Raw genomic sequence first — 15,202 nt, forward strand, 5'->3', positions numbered from 1 at the left:
GGGGGTACTCGGCGGCACAGTCACGTCCAGCTGAGGTGCAGCACCGCCAGGTCGTCCGCGTGCCGTCCGGCGTTGAGCGTGTTCGCGGTACCGATCAGGTGGTCCAGCAGCGGGTCGGGGTCCTGCTCCGGGGCCCGGGCGATCAGCTCGACCAGGCCCTCGGTCTCCAACCGCTCCTTGCCGGGGCCGCGGTAGCCCTCGATCAGGCCGTCGGTGTAGAGCAGCAGCGCGCCCTTGTCCGGCAACGGCACCTCGGTGGGACGCCAGCGGCCGCCGCCGGGGACGATCCCCAGCGCCGGGCCGTGGGCCGCCCGGACCACCCTGGCCGCCCCGTCCGCGCACAGCAGCGGCTCGTGGTGGCCGGCCAGGTAGACCGTGGCGGTGCGCTCCCCGGGGTCCAGGGTGACCGTGCTGCAGGTGGCGAACATGTCGTCGCGCGGGCGTTCGGCGACCAGCACCTGTTCCAGCAGGCCCAGCAGTTCGCTGCCGCGGTGCCCGGCCAGCACCAGGGCGCGCCAGGTGATCCGCAGGCAGACGCCCAGCGCGGCCTCGTCCGGGCCGTGGCCGCTGACGTCCCCGATCACCGCGTGCACGGTGCCCTCGCCGCCGGTCTGCACCACGTCCAGGAAGTCGCCGCCCAGCAGCGCCCGCTGACGCCCCGGCAGATAGCGCATGGCGGCGCCGACCCGGTCGTCGTGCAGCAGCGGGGCGGGCAGCAGGCCGCGTTCCAGCCGGGTGTTCTCCTGGGCGTGGATCCGGTTCTCGCGCAGCTCCGCGTTGGCCCGCTCGGCCTGCTTGCGGTGCACCGCGTAGCGCACCACCCGGTTCAGCAGGTCCGCCGTCACCTGTCCCTTGACCAGGTAGTCCTGGGCGCCGTTGGCCACCGCCTGCACCCCGGCGCGGGACTCGGCCAGCCCGGTCAGCACGATCACGGCGGTGTGCGGGCAGGCCGCCTCCAGGGTCTGGATGGCGCCCACGCCGCTGGCGTCGGGCAGGTGCAGGTCCAGCAGCACGCAGTCGGGCGTCTGCCCGCCCAGCTCGGCCAGGGCGCCGGCCATGGTCTGGGTCCAGGTCAGGCTGTGGGTCAGCCCGGTGTCCGCCAGCAGCTCCTCGACCAGCAGGGCGTCGCCGGCGTCGTCCTCGACCAGCAGGATCCGGTAGCTCTCGGTCGGGGCCGCGGCCTGGGCCGGGATCCCGGCACCGGTCACGGCGCCGGTCAGCGCGCCGGTCAGGGCGGCCCGGACGTGCGTGCTCATGCGACCACCTCGGTGCGCTCGGGCTCGCCGGGGTCGGCGACCGGGACGGCGGGGGCCAGCGGCAGGGTGAAGCTGATCCTGGTGCCGCTGTCGGTGTCCGGGTCCACCGCGATGGTGCCGCCGTGGAACTCGACGATCTTCTTGCACATGGCCAGGCCGATCCCGTTGCCCGGATAGGCCTCCTTGGTGTGCAGCCGCTGGAAGATCACGAACACCCGGTCGGCGAACTCGGTGCCGATGCCGATGCCGTTGTCCTGCACCGCGAACTGCCACCGGTCGCCGTCCCGCACGGCCGACAGCCGGACCTCCGGGGCGCGGTCGGGGGCCCGGAACTTGATGGCGTTCCCGATCAGGTTCTGGAACAGCATGCCGATCTGGGTGCGGTCGGCGGTCAGCACCGGGAGCGGGTCGTGGGTGATGACCGCCCCGGACTCCTCGACCGCGATGCTCAGCGCGTCGACCGTGGCCGTGAACACCTGCTCCAGGTCCACCGGGGCGTACTCCTGGTGCATCCGGCCGACCCGGGAGAACGCCAGCAGATCGTTGATCAGGGTCTGCATCCGGTTGGCCCCGTCCACCGCGAAGGCGATGTACTGGTCCGCGCGCTCGTCCAGCTTGTCGGCGTAGCGGCGCTGGAGCAGCTGGCAGAAGCTGGCGACCTTGCGCAGCGGTTCCTGCAGGTCGTGCGAAGCCACGTAGGCGAACTGCTCCAACTCGCCGTTGGACCGCCGCAGTTCCTCGGCCTGCTCGTCCAGGCGGGCCCTGGCCTGGTCGGAGAAGGCCAGTTCGTCGGCGAGCCGGCGGCGCATGCGCTCCACGTCCTCGGCGAGCAGGCGCAGGTCCGCGGGGCCGGTGGTGGCGGAGACCGCGTGCGAGAACTCGCCGGCGCCGACCTCCCGGACGTCACGCTGGAGCCGCTCCAGCGGCGCGGTCACACCCCGCCGCAGTGCGGTCACCACCAGGGCGGACAGCAGCAGGATCACCAGGGCGACGGCGCTGAAGACCCAGTTGCTCTGTCGCTGCGCCGTCTGCAGCTGCTGGGCGGCGGTGTTCCTGGCGGCCTGCAGATGCGTCTGCTGCACGGCCGCGGCCGCCCGGATCGCGTCGAAATCGTTCTTGCCCTGGTCGGACCGCTGCGCCGCCAGCTCCACCGGGGCGCCCGGCGGGGCGGCCGCGACGGGGGCGGCGAAGTCGGTCTGCCAGGTCCGGATCCGGGCCAGCACCGTGTCCAGGTCCGCCGCCGCCTTCGCGTCCCCGGCGGTGAGGGTGCGCAGCTTGGTGACGGCCGCCTTCTCGTCGGCCATTCCCTCGGTGTAGGGGTCCAGGAACGAGGACTGACCGGAGAGGCCGTAGCCGCGGATCCCGGTCTCCTGGTCGAGCATGGCCGACTCCAGCCGGACCGCGGTGGTCAGCGCCGGCGAGCTGTGGTTGACCAGGGTGTCGGTGACCGAGGAGGCCCGGTCCAGCGCCCAGAAGCCGAGCAGGCCGAGCACCAGCAGCACGGTCAACGAGCCGGCCACCCCGACGGACAGCCACCTCCGGGTGGTCCAGCGGCTCCAGGCCGTCGCTATGGACCCGCCCGCAGACTGTTCCGCAGTTCCTCGCGCCACCACGTGGATTCCCTCCCTGAAGCAGCCGCGCCACGGCTCGCGGCACACACCTTACCGCCCATCAGGACAACAGTTGTTGTCCGTGGGCGACCCGGGGGCCTAGGGTGGCCTGACACGCTCTGACCCGAGCTCAGACCGGTGCCCCGCCCCGTGCTCAGCCCCCTGCTCTGACCGATGTTCTGACCCATGTTCTGCCCGACGACCCGCGCAGTCCACGCCCCGACCGACCGGAGCCCCCGATGGCCGCTCTCGCAGCCCCCCGCCCCTTCGACATCCTGCTGGTCGAGGACGATCCGGCCGACGCCATGCTCATCGAGGAGGCGCTGCTGCAACGCGGCGCCGACCGCACCATCGCCCTGGTCGCCGACGGGATCGCCGCCCTGGAGCGGCTGCGCGACCCCGCGGTCCGACTGCCCGACCTGATCGTGCTCGACCTCAACATGCCGCGGATGAACGGCCGGGAGCTGCTCAACGTCCTCAAGAACGACGAGGAGCTGAAGGTCATCCCGACCGTGGTGCTGACCACCTCCAGCGCCCCTGACGACGTGTCGGGCGCCTACCGGGGCCACAGCAACGCCTACATCACCAAGCCGGTCAACCTGGACGACTTCATCCAGGCCGTGCAGAGCATCGACGCCTTCTTCCTGGACACCGCGACGCCCCCGCGCAACCCGGAGCTCTAGGGCCGGAGCGCCGGCAACGGGCCGTCAGGCGTACCAGACGGTGGTGATGTTGCAGAACTCCCTGATCCCCTGCGCCGAGAGCTCGCGCCCGTAGCCGGAGCGCTTGACGCCGCCGAAGGGGAAGGCCGGGTGCGAGGCCGTCATGCCGTTGAAGTAGACGGCGCCGGCCTGGAGTTCACGCTCCAGCAGCTCCTGCTCCTGCGGATCGGTGGTCCAGGCGTTGGAGCTGAGGCCGAAGGAGCTGTCGTTGGCCAGCGCCACGGCCTGCTCCAGGCTGTCGACCCGGTAGAGGGTGGCGACCGGGCCGAAGCACTCCTCGCGGTGGATCCGCATCTCCGGGGTGATCCCGGTGAGCACCGTCGGCTCGTAGAACCAGCCCGCGGGGCGGTCCTCGGGCCGGCGCCCGCCGCACTGCGCCTTGGCGCCGTGCCGCAGCGCGTCGTCGACCAGTTCCTCCAGATCGGCCCGGCCGCTCTCGGTGGCCAGCGGGCCCACGTCGGTACCGGCCGCCATCGGGTCGCCCACCCGCAACGCGGACATTCCGGCCACGAAGGCGGCGGCGAACTCCTCGTAGACGTCCGCGTGGACGATGAACCGCTTGGCGGCGATGCAGGACTGACCGTTGTTCTGCACCCGCGCGGTCACCGCCACCTCGGCCGCCCGCCGGACGTCCGCCGAGGGCAGCACCAGGAAGGGGTCGCTGCCGCCCAGTTCCAGCACGCTCTTCTTGATCTCGTCCCCGGCGATCGCGGCGACCGAGCGGCCCGCCCCCTCGCTGCCGGTCAGCGTCACCGCGGCGACCCGGGGATCGCGCAGCACCGCCTCGATCGCGCCGGAACCCACCAGCAGCGTCTGGAAACAGCCCGTCGGATAGCCCGCACGGGTGAAGAGGTCCTCCAGCAGCAGCGCCGTCCTGGGGACGTTGGAGGCGTGCTTGAGCAGCGCGGTGTTCCCGGCCATCAGGGCGGGCGCGGCGAACCTGACCACCTGCCAGAGCGGGAAGTTCCACGGCATCACCGCCAGCACCGGGCCCATCGGCCGGTAGCGGACGTGCGCGGCCGAGCCGCCGGAGTCGGCGATGTCGGCCGGGTCCGGGTGCTCGTCGGCGAGCAGCGCCTCGGCGTGCTCGGCGTACCAGCGCATGGCCCGGGCGCACTTGTCGACCTCGGCCAGTGCCTGCGCCAGCGGCTTGCCCATCTCCTGGGTGAGCAGCGCGGCGTCGGCCTCCCGCTCGGCCGACAGCAGGTCGGCGGCGGCCCGCAGCAGCGCGGCGCGCTCGGCGAAGCCGGTGCGGCGGTGCACCTCGAACGCGCTCGCGGCGCGGGCCAGCCGGATCTCGATGCCGGCCGGGTCCAAAGCCTCGAAGGTCTCCAGGGTCTCCCCGGTGGCGGGGTCGATGGTGGCGATCGCCATGGCGGCGGTCACCACTCCCCGTCGGGAACCACGTGCACGGCGGCCTCCTCGGCGGAGGCGCCGGCCCCGTCGATGCCCTGGTCGTAGGCGATCAGCCCGTCCGTCTCCAGGTGCGAGCCCTCGCCCGGGGCGACCAGCCGACCGGCCCGGACGTCGCCGACCTCGTCGTCGATCTCCTCGCCGTCGGTGTCCCAGGTGTCGCCGACGCCGTCGCCGCGCTCCGCCTCGACCTCGGGCAGTTCCTCGGCCAGCCGCTCGTCCAGGCTCTCGTCGCCCTCGTAGCGGTTGACCGCCAGCGGGCGGTCGGGCGGCGAGTAGCCCTCGTCCAGGGCGTCGTCCAGGCCGCGGTCGATCAGGGTGTCCTCGGAGTCGAGCAGCCCGTTGTCGTCGTGCTCGTCCTCGCCGGGATCGGGCTGGTAGACCCCGTCACCGGTCATGTCGTCGCTCACGGTCGCTCCTCCTCGTTCGGTGCGCCTGGTCGTTCGGTACCGCTGCTCCATCCAATCGTGCCTCGCCCGCCCGCGCCCGGCAGTCGCCCGGATTCGCCGGTCAGCCCGCCTCGAAGGCGGTGAACCACGAGGCCGGCTCCTCCAGTGCCGGAGATATGGCCTCGTAGCGCAGCAGTACGTCGGCGTGGCGGAAGAAGGTGGCGCGGCAGCCGCTCCAGTCGTAGTCGTAGACGCTGACCGGCAGGCCGGCGACGTCGCTCTCGACGCCCTCGGGGACGTCGGAAAGCGCTTCCTCGGCGTCCAGCAGGGCCAGGTGCAGCGCCATCTCCTCCGCCGGGCAGCGCGGCCGCGGCCACTTCCCCGCCGCCAGGTCCGCGGCCAGGGCGCAGAAGGAGGAGATGAAGCGGGTGCGCCAGTCGGCGTCCTGGCCCCAGGTGGGCTTGGGCAGGGCGGCGAAGACCACGCCGCTGCGGGTCTCCGGGCGGACCGGGGCGCCGCCGAGCTCGTCCAGCTCGTTGCGGGCGCAGTCGGCGAGTATCCGCAGTTGGCCGTGGAGCACCGCAGCGGTGCGCGGGGTGAGCAGCCAGGGGTTCTCCGACCCGGACGGCGGGGTCAGCGGGAACAGCGCGCCGAAGTCCGGGGCCTGGATGCCGCCGAAGCTTCCGGGCGCGCCGACCGCGACCACCGAGGTCACCGCCTCGACGCTGTCGATCCCGGCCAGCAGCCGGTCCGGGTCGATGAGTACGGCGAGCGCGCCGTAGGGCCCGGACGCGACCTGTTCGGCCCTGGCCCGTACCTCCTCGGCCCCGGCTCCGCGGGACACCGCGCCGAGACCGGCCGCCCGCAGGCCGTCCCAGTCGGTCAGCCGTACCCGCAGGGTCAGGCTGACTTCAATCTCCTCCGACATGACCACAGGATAGGTCGACCCGCGTCCACTGCATCCGTCGCAGGTGTAATGGTCACGCAAAAGCTGGGTGCTTCCTGGGCGTCTTCTCCCTTTCTCCCTTTTCGTCTTCTCCCTATTCGTCGACCAGAAGTCTGCTCCTCAGCCGCCCCAGCGCCCGCGACAGCAGCCGCGAGACGTGCATCTGGGAGATGCCGAGCCGCTCGCCGATCTGGGACTGCGTCATGTCGGAGACGAAGCGCAGCGACAGGATCAGCCGCTCCCGGTCGCTGAGCTCGGCGATCAGCGGTTTGAGCGACTCCAGGTTCTCGATGCCCTCCAGTCCCGGGTCCGGTTCGCCCAGCCGCTCGGCGAACGAGGAGCCGTCGTTGGCGTCCTCGGCCGAGGCCAGTCCGGCGTCGATGGAGCTGACGGAGTATCCGTTGGCGGCGACCAGGCCCTCGCGCACCTCGTCCTCGGTCAGTCCGAGGTGGGCCGCCAGTTCGGCGGGGGTGGGCGCGCGGTCCATCGCCTGGGACAGCTCGTCGGTGGCCCGGGCCAACCGCAGCCGCAGCTCCTGCAGCCGGCGCGGCACGTGCACGGCCCAGCTGGTGTCCCGGAAGAAGCGCTTGATCTCGCCGACGATGGTGGGCATGGCGAAGGTGGGGAACTCCACCTCGTGGTCCAGGTCGAACCGGTCGATGGCCTTGATCAGGCCGATCGTGCCGACCTGGACGATGTCCTCCATCGGCTCGCTGCGGGTGCGGAACCGCCCGGCGGCGAACTTCACCAGCGCCATGTTCAGCTCCACCAGGGTGTTGCGCACGTACTGGTACTCGTGCGTGCCCTCCTCCAGCGTCGCCAAGCGGGCGAACATCACCTTGGACATGGCCCGGGCGTCGGTGGGACTGACCCCGGACGGGTCGGAGAGGTCGAAGTCGGGGAAGAGTGCGGGTCCGGCCGCTGTCTGCCGCGTGCCGGCGTGCTGGAGCACTGCCTGCGTGCTGGCGTTCATGGAGCCCCTCCCGAGGGTTCGTCGTGCGATACGAATCGAACCGTGTTGGTGCGCGTCTGCAAGGTCGCGTACCCCGGGGTCCGGTTCCCATGCCCCGTCAACTGGTTCTTCTTTCGTCCAGGTTCGCCCGCATCCCGGTCCGCGGCAGGGGTAGGCGGGTTCCGGACAGAACTTCAGTCTCCAGCCGTCACACCGACCTCCTCGGGGGCACAGCGTGAGCACCGACCGCCCAGGAGCGGACCTCCGCGTTCGCAGCAGCCGTCTGCCGCTGAGCGGAGCCGCGGGCACCTCGCCACGGGCCCGGGACCACACCCGGGCCTTCCTGGAGCACTGCTCGCCCCCGCTGGCCCCCGAAGTCCTGGACGACGTCCTGATCGCGTCGGGCGAGCTGGTCTCCAACGCGCTGCGGCACGCCCCCGGCCCCTGCGTACTGCGGCTGACCGACGACGGCAGCCGCCTCACCGTGGCCGTCAGCGACTCCAGCACCGAGGCGCCGGTACCACGGCGCCCGGACCTGACCGCTGGGGGCGGCGGCTTCGGCTGGCACCTGCTGCTGCGGATCGCGGCCGACGTGGAGGTCGACCGGGACCCGCTGCGCGGCAAGACCATCACGGTGACGGTGCCGGCGAGGTCTCCCACCTGCGGCCGCTCCGATGACTGAGGAGCGCGCCGAGAGCGCGTCACGATGGCATACGCTGCGACGGCAGCTCACCCGGACGGCCGCATCCGCGCCGTCCCCCACCCGAGCTCGACGAAGAGGAGCGCCCCCGTGGCCGACCCCGACAACTCCCGGCAGCTGATCGACCTCCTGTCCGCAGACGCCGAGGACCTCTCCGCCGAGTGGGTCCGCATCGTCTCGACGACCCTGCGCGGACGGGTGAGCACCGCCGAGATAGACCAGGAGCTGCGCGAGCTGTACTCGGCCCTGCTGGCGGCGCTGCGCACCGGCTCCCTCGCCGCGAAGGACGATGCCTTCGCCGAGGTGCGGGCGCTGCTGACCGAGCTGTCGCGGACCCGGGCCCGCCAGGGCTTCACCCCCAGCGAGACCGCGATCAGCGTGTTCGCGCTGAAGCAGGCGCTGGAACCGGCGCTGGCCAAGGACCCGGACGGCGGATCGCTCCGCAGCTACCTCCAGCTCTCCTCGCTGCTGGACGATCTGGGCCTGTTCACGGTGGAGACCTACGCCCGTGCCCGGGAGGAGCTGATCAGCTCCCAGTCGGAACAGCTGCTGGAACTGTCGACACCGGTGGTCAAGCTGTGGGACGGGGTGATCTGCGTACCGCTGGTCGGCACGCTGGACTCGGCGCGCACCATGGTGGTGATGGAGAAGATGCTCCAGGCCCTCATCGACACCGGGTCCGAGCAGGCCATCATCGACATCACCGGGGTGCCCGCGGTGGACACCCAGGTCGCCCAGCACCTGCTGAAGACCGTGGTCGCGGCCCGGCTGATGGGCGCCGAGTGCACCATCTCCGGCATCCGCCCGCAGATCGCGCAGACCATCGTCGCCCTCGGCATCGACTTCGGGGACATCGCCACCAAGGCCAGCCTGGCGGACGCGCTGCGGCACGCCCTGCGGCGCTCCGGCATCGAGATCGGCCGCCGCGGGGACCGGGTGGCGAAGTGAGCGAGCGCGTGCCGATCCTGCAGATCGGCGACATCCTGCTGGTGTCGATCCAGACCGACCTGGACGACCAGTCCGTACTGAACCTCCAGGACGACCTGGCCGCCCGGGTGGTCGAATCGGCCGCGCACGGCGTGGTGATCGACATCAGCGCGGTGGAGATCGTCGACTCCTTCGTCGGCCGGATGCTGGCGACCATCGCCGCCATCTCCCGGATGCTGGACGCCGAGACGGTGGTCGTGGGCATGCGCCCGGCGGTCGCGATCACCCTGGTCGAACTGGGGCTGTCGCTAGGCGGGGTGAGCACCGCGCTCAACCTCGACCTGGGCCTGCGGCTGCTGGAGCGGGCCCGCGGCGGCCGCGACGGGCTCACCGCAGAACCGACCGCGTCGTGACCGTCGAGGCCGGGGAGGGACTGCTTCCGATCGTCGCCAACGACGACGTGGTCCGGGCCCGGCAGCTGGTCCGGACCCTGGCCCAGGACTGCCGGCTGTCGCTGGTGGAGCAGACCAAACTGGTGACCGCCGCCAGCGAACTGGCCCGCAACACGCTGGTGCACGGCGGCGGCGGGACGCTCCGCGGCGAGCTGATCCGGAACGGGCTGCGCCGGGGCGTCCAGGTGGTGTTCCGCGACTCCGGCCCCGGCATCGCCGACCTGGAGCTGGCCCTCACCGACGGCTGGAGCTCGGGCACCGGAATGGGGCTGGGCCTGAGCGGCTCGCGCCGTCTGGTGGACGAGTTCGCCATCGAGTCCGAACCGGGCCGCGGCACCACGGTGACCATCACCAAGTGGGCCAGGTGAGCATCCTGCTGCTGGAGTCCGAGGACATCGCCTGGTTCCGCAGCGAGCCCGGGGCCGCCCGGGGCGCGGCCGCGGCGCTGGCCCGGCGGGTCGGGCTGGACGAACGGCGCTCCGGCGAGGTCGCGCTGGCCGTCTCCGAGGCGGCGTCCAACCTGGTCAAGCACGCCGTCGACGGGGCCATCCTGCTCCGGGTGGTACGCACCGAGCACCAGGCCGGAGTGGAGTTCCTGGCCGTCGACTCGGGCCCGGGCATGGCCGACGTGCCCGAGGCCATGCGGGACGGCATGTCCTCGGCCGGGACCCTGGGCATCGGCCTGGGCAGCGTGGCCCGCCTCGCCGACGTCTTCGACGTCCACTCACTTCCCGGTCGGGGCACGGTGATCGCCGCACGCTTCTGGGCGACCCGGTCCGCCGGGCAGCAGCGCGAGCCGTCCGTGGCCGGGCTGACCCGGGCCATCAGCGGCGAGCAGGTCTGCGGCGACGCCTGGGCGGCCCGGATCGACGAGGGCAGCGGCCCGGCGGCCCTGCTGATGCTCTGCGACGGCCTCGGGCACGGTCCGATGGCCGCCCTCGCCGCCGCGGCCGCCGTCCAGGCGTTCCGCTCCGGCAGGGCCCGGCAGCCGGCGGACGTGCTGGACGAGATCCACCGCGCGCTCCGCGGCACCAGGGGCGCCGCGGTGGCCGTCGCCAGGGTCGAGCCCGACGCGGGACGGCTGCTGTACTGCGGCGTCGGCAATGTCGCGGCCGCGCTGATCGGCGACGACACCCGTTCCAGCCCGCTGTCCCACCCGGGGATCGTCGGCCACCGGATGCCGCAGCTGCGGACCTTCGAGTACCCGCTGCCTCCCGGCGGCGCCCTGGTGATGCACTCCGACGGTCTGACCGACCGGTGGGACCCCGACTCCATGCCGGGGCTGCTGCGGCACCTCCCGGTGGTGGTGGCCGGGCACCTGCTGCGGCAGGCCGGGGTGCGCAGGGACGACGCCGGGGTCCTCGTCGCCAAGGGAATGTGGTGAGCCGACGGTGAGTCAGGACCACTGGGAGACCGCCCCGGACAGCGCCGAGACGCTGCTCGTCATGGCCGTCGGCGTCGAGCGGGACGTCTTCGTGCTGCGCCGCACCGCCAAGGACTGCGCCGGGGCGGCCGGACTGGAGAACCAGGACCGGGTGCGGCTGGCCACCGCGCTCAGCGAGCTGGGACGCGACCTGCTGCGGCCGCAGCCGCTGCGGGCCGTCTTCGCCCTGGGCCACCGGGAACTGGCCGTCAGCCTCGACTGGACCGACGCGCGCACCCCCGGGGCCGAGACGCTCGCCGCGGTGGCCCGGCTGCTGCCGCAGGTGCGCTGGGAGCCGGCCGGCGGCGGAAGGCCGGGCGGCAGCGTCGTCATCGCCTGGCCGCTGCCCGCGTCCCCGGAGCCCGTCGCCGACCGGGCCGCGCGGATCCGCGAGGCGCTGCGGACCGTCGCCGGCAGCGGTGACAGCCTGACCGAGGACCTGCGTGCGCAGACCCTGGACCTGATGGCCGCGCTGGAGGAGTCCCGCCGGCAGCAGGAGGCGCTGCACCTGCTCAACCAGGAGCTGGAACAGACCAACCAGGGTGTGGTGGCGCTCTACACCGAACTCTCCGAGGAGTTGGAGGAGACCAACCGGGGTGTCGTCGCCCTCTACGCGGAGCTGGACGAGAAGAGCCGGCTGCTGCGCGAGGCCAGCGAGTCCAAGACCCGGTTCTGGTCCAACGTCAGCCACGAGCTGCGCACCCCGCTCAACTCGGTGATCGGACTGAGCCGGCTGCTGCTGGACCCCGCCGCCGAGCCGCTGACCGCCGAGCAGCGCCGCCAGGTCGCCCTGGTCGGCTCGGCCGGCAGCATGCTGCTGGTCCTGGTCGACGAACTGCTGGACGTCGCCAAGGCGGAGGCGGGCCGGCTGGAGCCCCGGCCGGCCCCGGTGGACCTGCGCGCGCTGCTGGCGCAGGTGCGCGGGCTGATGGTCGGCGCGGCACCGCGCGGCGAGGTGGCCCTGGTGGTCCCGGACCGCGAGGACCTCCCGGAGCTGCTGACCGACGAGGTGATGCTGGCCCGGATCCTGCGCAACCTGCTCTCCAACGGCCTGAAGTTCACCCGCAGCGGCGAGGTGCGGCTGGAGGTCGGCACCGAGGACGAGTGGCTGGTGCTGGTCGTCAGCGACACCGGCGTGGGCATCCCCGAGGACCAGCAGACCCGGGTGTTCGAGGAGTTCTACCAGGTCCCCGGCCCGCACCAGCGCAACCGGGCGGGCACCGGCCTCGGCCTGCCGTACGCCCGCAGGCTGGCCGAACTGCTGGGCGGCAGCCTGCAGTTGGCCAGCCGCCCGGGCCAGGGCACCACGGTGACGCTGCGGCTGCCGCTGCGCACCGTCGCCGCGCCCGCGCCGGTGCGGCGGCTCGGCACCCTGCTCACCGTCGACGACGACCCGGTGTTCGCGGAACTGTTCCGCCCGGTGCTGGAGCAGTTGGCCGAGCAGGTGGTGCAGGTTCACGAGGGTGCCCGGGTGGTGGCCGAGGTGCGCCGGCTACGGCCCGACGCGGTCCTGCTCGACCTGCAGATGCCCGGAACCGACGGCTACGCCGTGCTCGCCGAGCTGTCCGCCGATCCGGAGCTCAGCACCGTGCCGGTGGTCGTGATCACGGCGGCGGACCAGGCCGAGCGCGCCACCGAACGGCTGGGCCACGCCCGCGCGGTCCTGTCCAAGCACGGCGCCACCGCCGCCCGGCTGGCCGACATCCTCTACCCGGCCGTCCGGGCCGGCACTCCCCCCGACACGGACGAAGGACGGCGATCATGACCCACGCCGAGGGCGACGACATCCCCGCCGTGGTGCTGATCGTCGAGGACAACGCCACCAACCGCTACATCCTGGGCAGTTGGCTCTCCCGGGCGGGCCACACGGTGCTGGAGGCCGAGGACGGCGGCCAGGGCCTCGCCCTGCTCGAGGAGCGCCGCAGCAGCGGCGAGCCGATGCCCGAACTGGCCGTCGTGGACGTGCACCTTCCCGACATGAGCGGCTTCGAGGTCTGCGAGCGGATCAAGGACGATCCGTTCACCACCGGCATCCCGGTGATCCATGTGTCCGCCACCGCGATCGGCACCGGCGACCGCACCCAGGGCCTCTACCGGGGCGCCGACGCCTACCTCACCGAGCCGATCGCCCCCAGCGAGCTGCTGGCCACGGTCACCTCGGCGCTGCGCTACAGCCGGGCCAGGTCCCGGGCCGAGCGGCTGGCCCAACGGCTGACCACCCTCAACGAGGTGACGCTGGAGATCTACGCGGCTCCCGGCGCGGAGACCCTGGCCGCCGCCGCGGCCCGTGGCGCGAGCGCGTTGATCGGCTCGGCCGCGGCCGTGCTGACCCAGTCGCCGCACGCCGACACCGTCCATCTGACGCACATCACGGCGGCCGGTCGGCCCTCCTCCGGCCAGGCCACGACGGAGCTGCTGGCCCGGCTGTCGGCGCCGGGCCTGGGCAGCCGTACCGGGGTGGCCGTCACCGACCTCCCCGAGGTCGGTGCGCTGCCGTTGCAGGGCGCGGTCACCTTGGTCGCCGCCCGTACCAAGCGCGGCCGGCCCCCGGTCTGCATCGCCGTGGAAGCCGCCGCGGCGACCACCGGCGAGGACCGCAAGCTGCTGACCCAGTTCGCCCAGGCCTGCGCGCTGGCCCTGGAGGCGCTGCGCAGCTACACCGAGGAGCACACCCTCGCGGTGACCCTGCAGCGGGCCTTCCTGCCGGGCCGGCTGCCGCAGCGGCCGGGGGTGCGGCTGGCGGTCCGCTACATCGCGGCCACCGCGCAGAACGAGATCGGCGGCGACTTCTACGAGGCCGTGGAGACGCCGACCGGGCTGCTGCTGGCGGTCGGTGACGTGGTCGGCCACTCGCTGGAGGCCGCCGTGGTCATGGGCGAGCTGCGGCACGCCCTGCGTGCCTACGCCATCGACGGCCACGGACCGCGGGCCGTACTGGAGCGCCTGGACACCCTGCTGACCACGGTGCGACCGGGGTGGACCGCGACCATCTGCCTGGTCCTGGTCGCGCCGGACGGCGGGAGTGTGGAGATCGCCAACGCCGGCCATCTGCCGCCGCTGCTGCTGGAGCCCGTCGGCGGCGAGGGGCGGTTCGTCCGCGAGCACGGCCCGCTGCTCGGCCTGAACCTGCCCCAACCCGACTCGGTGCGCCGGGAGATCCCCCCGGGTACGGTGCTGCTGCTGGTCACCGACGGCCTGGTGGAGGTCCGCGGAGTGGATCTGACGGTCAGTCTGGAGCAGCTGCGGACGGCCGCGGCCGGCGCGCCCCGCGATCCCGAGCAGCTGTGCCGGGCCCTGCTGGACTCCTTCGACCGGCCCCAGGAGGACGACATCGTGCTCTTCGCCGCCCGGATCGGGGCCGTCACCGCGGCCCATGAGCCGCCCGGGGCTCCGGGGACCGTGACCATGACGACCGGCGCTGGGGCATGATGGGCAACGACGCAACGGGCAGCGGGCGAGGAGCGAACTGCATGGACCGAGGAGTCGCGGGAGCGACCGACCAGGGCGCCGACGGCGGGCGCTTCACCGTCTCCGTCGACCCCGCTCCGGACGCCACCGTGCTGCGGCTGGCCGGGGAGTTGGACCACGACACCGCCGACGTGCTCAGCGGCGCCCTGGAGACGGTGCTGGACGGGGGCACGCCACGGGTGCTGGTGGACTGCGAGGGCCTGGAGTTCTGCGACTCCACCGGTCTGAACGTGCTGCTGCGGGCCCGGCTGTCCGCCGCCGACGCCGGCACCGCCGTGGAACTGTCCGGCCTGCGCGCGGCCGTCGCCCGGCTGTTTGAGATCACCGGCGCCGACGGGGTGTTCCGGACCTACCCCACGCTCGCCGACGCGCTCAACGGTGGCGCCACGGCCGGGGTGGAGGAGACATGACGGGGCGCAGCCGCTGCCCCCTGCGCGGTGCACGGTGAGCCCGGACGCCCGGCCGGGTCTGCCTGCGGGCGGGCAGACCCGGCGGCTGGCGCTGTCCGGCGGACGGGGCCTGATCGGACGCTGCCGCGACTTCACCCGGGCCGCCCTGACGGACTGGCAGTGGATCCCGGCCGACGAGTCGACCGACACCGCCCAGGAGCAGCTGCTGGTGGTCGAGGACGTGCTGCTGCTGGTCTCGGAGCTGGTCACCAACGCCTGCCTGCACGCCGGCGGTCCCGAGGAGCTGGCCCTGCACTGCACCGACGAGCGGCTCCGGGTCGAGGTCACCGACCCCAGCCCGACCGCTCCGTCCCCGCGCGCGGCCAGGCCCTCGCTCCCCGGCGGCCACGGGCTGCACGTGGTGGAGCGGCTCAGCCGCGAGTGGGGTACCACCCCGCGCGGCTCCGGCAAGGCGGTCTGGGTGGAGGTCGCCTCCCCGCTGCGGGCGGCGGTCGTCAGCGAGGACTGAGGTCCTGGGGTCCCAGGGACGGAAGG

At 73.1% G+C, this 15,202-nt stretch carries 16 protein-coding genes; 10 read left to right on the forward strand and 6 right to left on the reverse strand.

The window, feature by feature from the left end; all coding sequences use genetic code 11:
* Positions 1-20 precede the first annotated feature (20 nt).
* Complete coding sequence (locus ABUW04_RS21000; RefSeq protein ID WP_380566200.1) at positions 21-1,256, reverse strand: PP2C family protein-serine/threonine phosphatase; 1,236 nt, start codon at positions 1,254-1,256, stop codon at positions 21-23.
* Positions 1,253-2,866 carry a sensor histidine kinase gene (locus tag ABUW04_RS21005; RefSeq protein WP_380566201.1) on the reverse strand — a complete coding sequence of 538 codons (1,614 nt, stop codon included), beginning with the start codon at positions 2,864-2,866 and terminating at the stop codon, positions 1,253-1,255. The genes ABUW04_RS21000 and ABUW04_RS21005 overlap by 4 nt, the downstream gene beginning before the upstream one ends.
* A gap of 239 nt (positions 2,867-3,105) precedes the next feature.
* On the opposite strand from ABUW04_RS21005, the gene ABUW04_RS21010 reads away from it, so the two are divergent.
* Positions 3,106-3,549, forward strand: a complete 444-nt coding sequence (locus tag ABUW04_RS21010; RefSeq protein ID WP_037596724.1) for a response regulator — start codon at positions 3,106-3,108, stop codon at positions 3,547-3,549.
* 24 nt (positions 3,550-3,573) lie between these two features.
* Here ABUW04_RS21010 and ABUW04_RS21015 read toward each other — a convergent pair whose 3' ends face one another.
* The 4 genes from ABUW04_RS21015 to ABUW04_RS21030 form a co-directional block, all read right to left on the reverse strand.
* Positions 3,574-4,962 (reverse strand): NADP-dependent succinic semialdehyde dehydrogenase, encoded by a 1,389-nt coding sequence (locus ABUW04_RS21015; protein WP_380566202.1) that lies wholly within the window; start codon positions 4,960-4,962, stop codon positions 3,574-3,576.
* 8 nt (positions 4,963-4,970) lie between these two features.
* The gene (locus ABUW04_RS21020) at positions 4,971-5,399 is read right to left on the reverse strand and encodes a DUF5709 domain-containing protein (RefSeq protein WP_157623951.1); all 429 of its coding nucleotides are present in this window, start codon (positions 5,397-5,399) and stop codon (positions 4,971-4,973) included.
* 112 nt (positions 5,400-5,511) lie between these two features.
* Entirely contained in the window at positions 5,512-6,318 is an 807-nt protein-coding gene (locus ABUW04_RS21025; RefSeq protein ID WP_380566203.1) for a hypothetical protein, read from the reverse strand.
* A gap of 112 nt (positions 6,319-6,430) precedes the next feature.
* Entirely contained in the window at positions 6,431-7,309 is an 879-nt protein-coding gene (locus tag ABUW04_RS21030) for an RNA polymerase sigma factor SigF (protein ID WP_380566204.1), read from the reverse strand.
* Between the two features lie 214 nt (positions 7,310-7,523).
* Here ABUW04_RS21030 and ABUW04_RS21035 point away from each other — a divergent pair, with 214 nt between their 5' ends.
* The 9 genes from ABUW04_RS21035 (at position 7,524) to ABUW04_RS21075 (ending at position 15,176) form a co-directional block, all read left to right on the forward strand.
* Positions 7,524-7,970 (forward strand): ATP-binding protein, encoded by a 447-nt coding sequence (locus tag ABUW04_RS21035; RefSeq protein WP_380566205.1) that lies wholly within the window; start codon positions 7,524-7,526, stop codon positions 7,968-7,970.
* Between the two features lie 108 nt (positions 7,971-8,078).
* The gene (locus ABUW04_RS21040; protein WP_030259754.1) at positions 8,079-8,936 is read left to right on the forward strand and encodes an STAS domain-containing protein; all 858 of its coding nucleotides are present in this window, start codon (positions 8,079-8,081) and stop codon (positions 8,934-8,936) included.
* On the forward strand, positions 8,933-9,328 hold the full coding sequence (locus ABUW04_RS21045) for an STAS domain-containing protein (protein ID WP_030259753.1): 396 nt from the start codon (positions 8,933-8,935) through the stop codon (positions 9,326-9,328). The genes ABUW04_RS21040 and ABUW04_RS21045 overlap by 4 nt, the downstream gene beginning before the upstream one ends.
* Entirely contained in the window at positions 9,325-9,735 is a 411-nt protein-coding gene (locus ABUW04_RS21050; protein ID WP_030259749.1) for an anti-sigma regulatory factor, read from the forward strand. Before ABUW04_RS21045 ends, ABUW04_RS21050 begins: the two co-directional genes overlap by 4 nt.
* Positions 9,723-10,751 carry a SpoIIE family protein phosphatase gene (locus ABUW04_RS21055; protein ID WP_380566206.1) on the forward strand — a complete coding sequence of 343 codons (1,029 nt, stop codon included), beginning with the start codon at positions 9,723-9,725 and terminating at the stop codon, positions 10,749-10,751. The genes ABUW04_RS21050 and ABUW04_RS21055 overlap by 13 nt, the downstream gene beginning before the upstream one ends.
* Before the next feature lie 7 nt (positions 10,752-10,758).
* Complete coding sequence (locus tag ABUW04_RS21060; RefSeq protein WP_380566207.1) at positions 10,759-12,555, forward strand: ATP-binding response regulator; 1,797 nt, start codon at positions 10,759-10,761, stop codon at positions 12,553-12,555.
* Positions 12,552-14,219 (forward strand): SpoIIE family protein phosphatase, encoded by a 1,668-nt coding sequence (locus ABUW04_RS21065; protein ID WP_380566208.1) that lies wholly within the window; start codon positions 12,552-12,554, stop codon positions 14,217-14,219. The genes ABUW04_RS21060 and ABUW04_RS21065 overlap by 4 nt, the downstream gene beginning before the upstream one ends.
* 41 nt (positions 14,220-14,260) lie before the next feature.
* Complete coding sequence (locus ABUW04_RS21070; RefSeq protein ID WP_030259737.1) at positions 14,261-14,668, forward strand: STAS domain-containing protein; 408 nt, start codon at positions 14,261-14,263, stop codon at positions 14,666-14,668.
* A 34-nt stretch (positions 14,669-14,702) separates the two neighbouring features.
* Positions 14,703-15,176 carry an ATP-binding protein gene (locus tag ABUW04_RS21075; protein WP_380566209.1) on the forward strand — a complete coding sequence of 158 codons (474 nt, stop codon included), beginning with the start codon at positions 14,703-14,705 and terminating at the stop codon, positions 15,174-15,176.
* Positions 15,177-15,202: the final 26 nt, after the last annotated feature.

It is taken from the genome of Streptacidiphilus jeojiensis (assembly GCF_042510965.1).
Taxonomy (GTDB): domain Bacteria; phylum Actinomycetota; class Actinomycetes; order Streptomycetales; family Streptomycetaceae; genus Streptacidiphilus; species Streptacidiphilus jeojiensis.

Bases quoted from the DNA above. Each gene is read 5' to 3' on its own strand.
- ABUW04_RS21000 (WP_380566200.1), bottom strand. From the start codon at position 1,256: ATGAGCACGCACGTCCGGGCCGCCCTGACCGGCGCGCTGACCGGCGCC.
- ABUW04_RS21010 (WP_037596724.1), top strand. From the start codon at position 3,106: ATGGCCGCTCTCGCAGCCCCCCGCCCCTTCGACATCCTGCTGGTCGAG.
- ABUW04_RS21015 (WP_380566202.1), bottom strand. From the start codon at position 4,962: ATGGCGATCGCCACCATCGACCCCGCCACCGGGGAGACCCTGGAGACC.
- ABUW04_RS21020 (WP_157623951.1), bottom strand. From the start codon at position 5,399: ATGACCGGTGACGGGGTCTACCAGCCCGATCCCGGCGAGGACGAGCAC.
- ABUW04_RS21025 (WP_380566203.1), bottom strand. From the start codon at position 6,318: ATGTCGGAGGAGATTGAAGTCAGCCTGACCCTGCGGGTACGGCTGACC.
- ABUW04_RS21030 (WP_380566204.1), bottom strand. From the start codon at position 7,309: ATGAACGCCAGCACGCAGGCAGTGCTCCAGCACGCCGGCACGCGGCAG.
- ABUW04_RS21065 (WP_380566208.1), top strand. From the start codon at position 12,552: ATGACCCACGCCGAGGGCGACGACATCCCCGCCGTGGTGCTGATCGTC.
- ABUW04_RS21070 (WP_030259737.1), top strand. From the start codon at position 14,261: ATGGACCGAGGAGTCGCGGGAGCGACCGACCAGGGCGCCGACGGCGGG.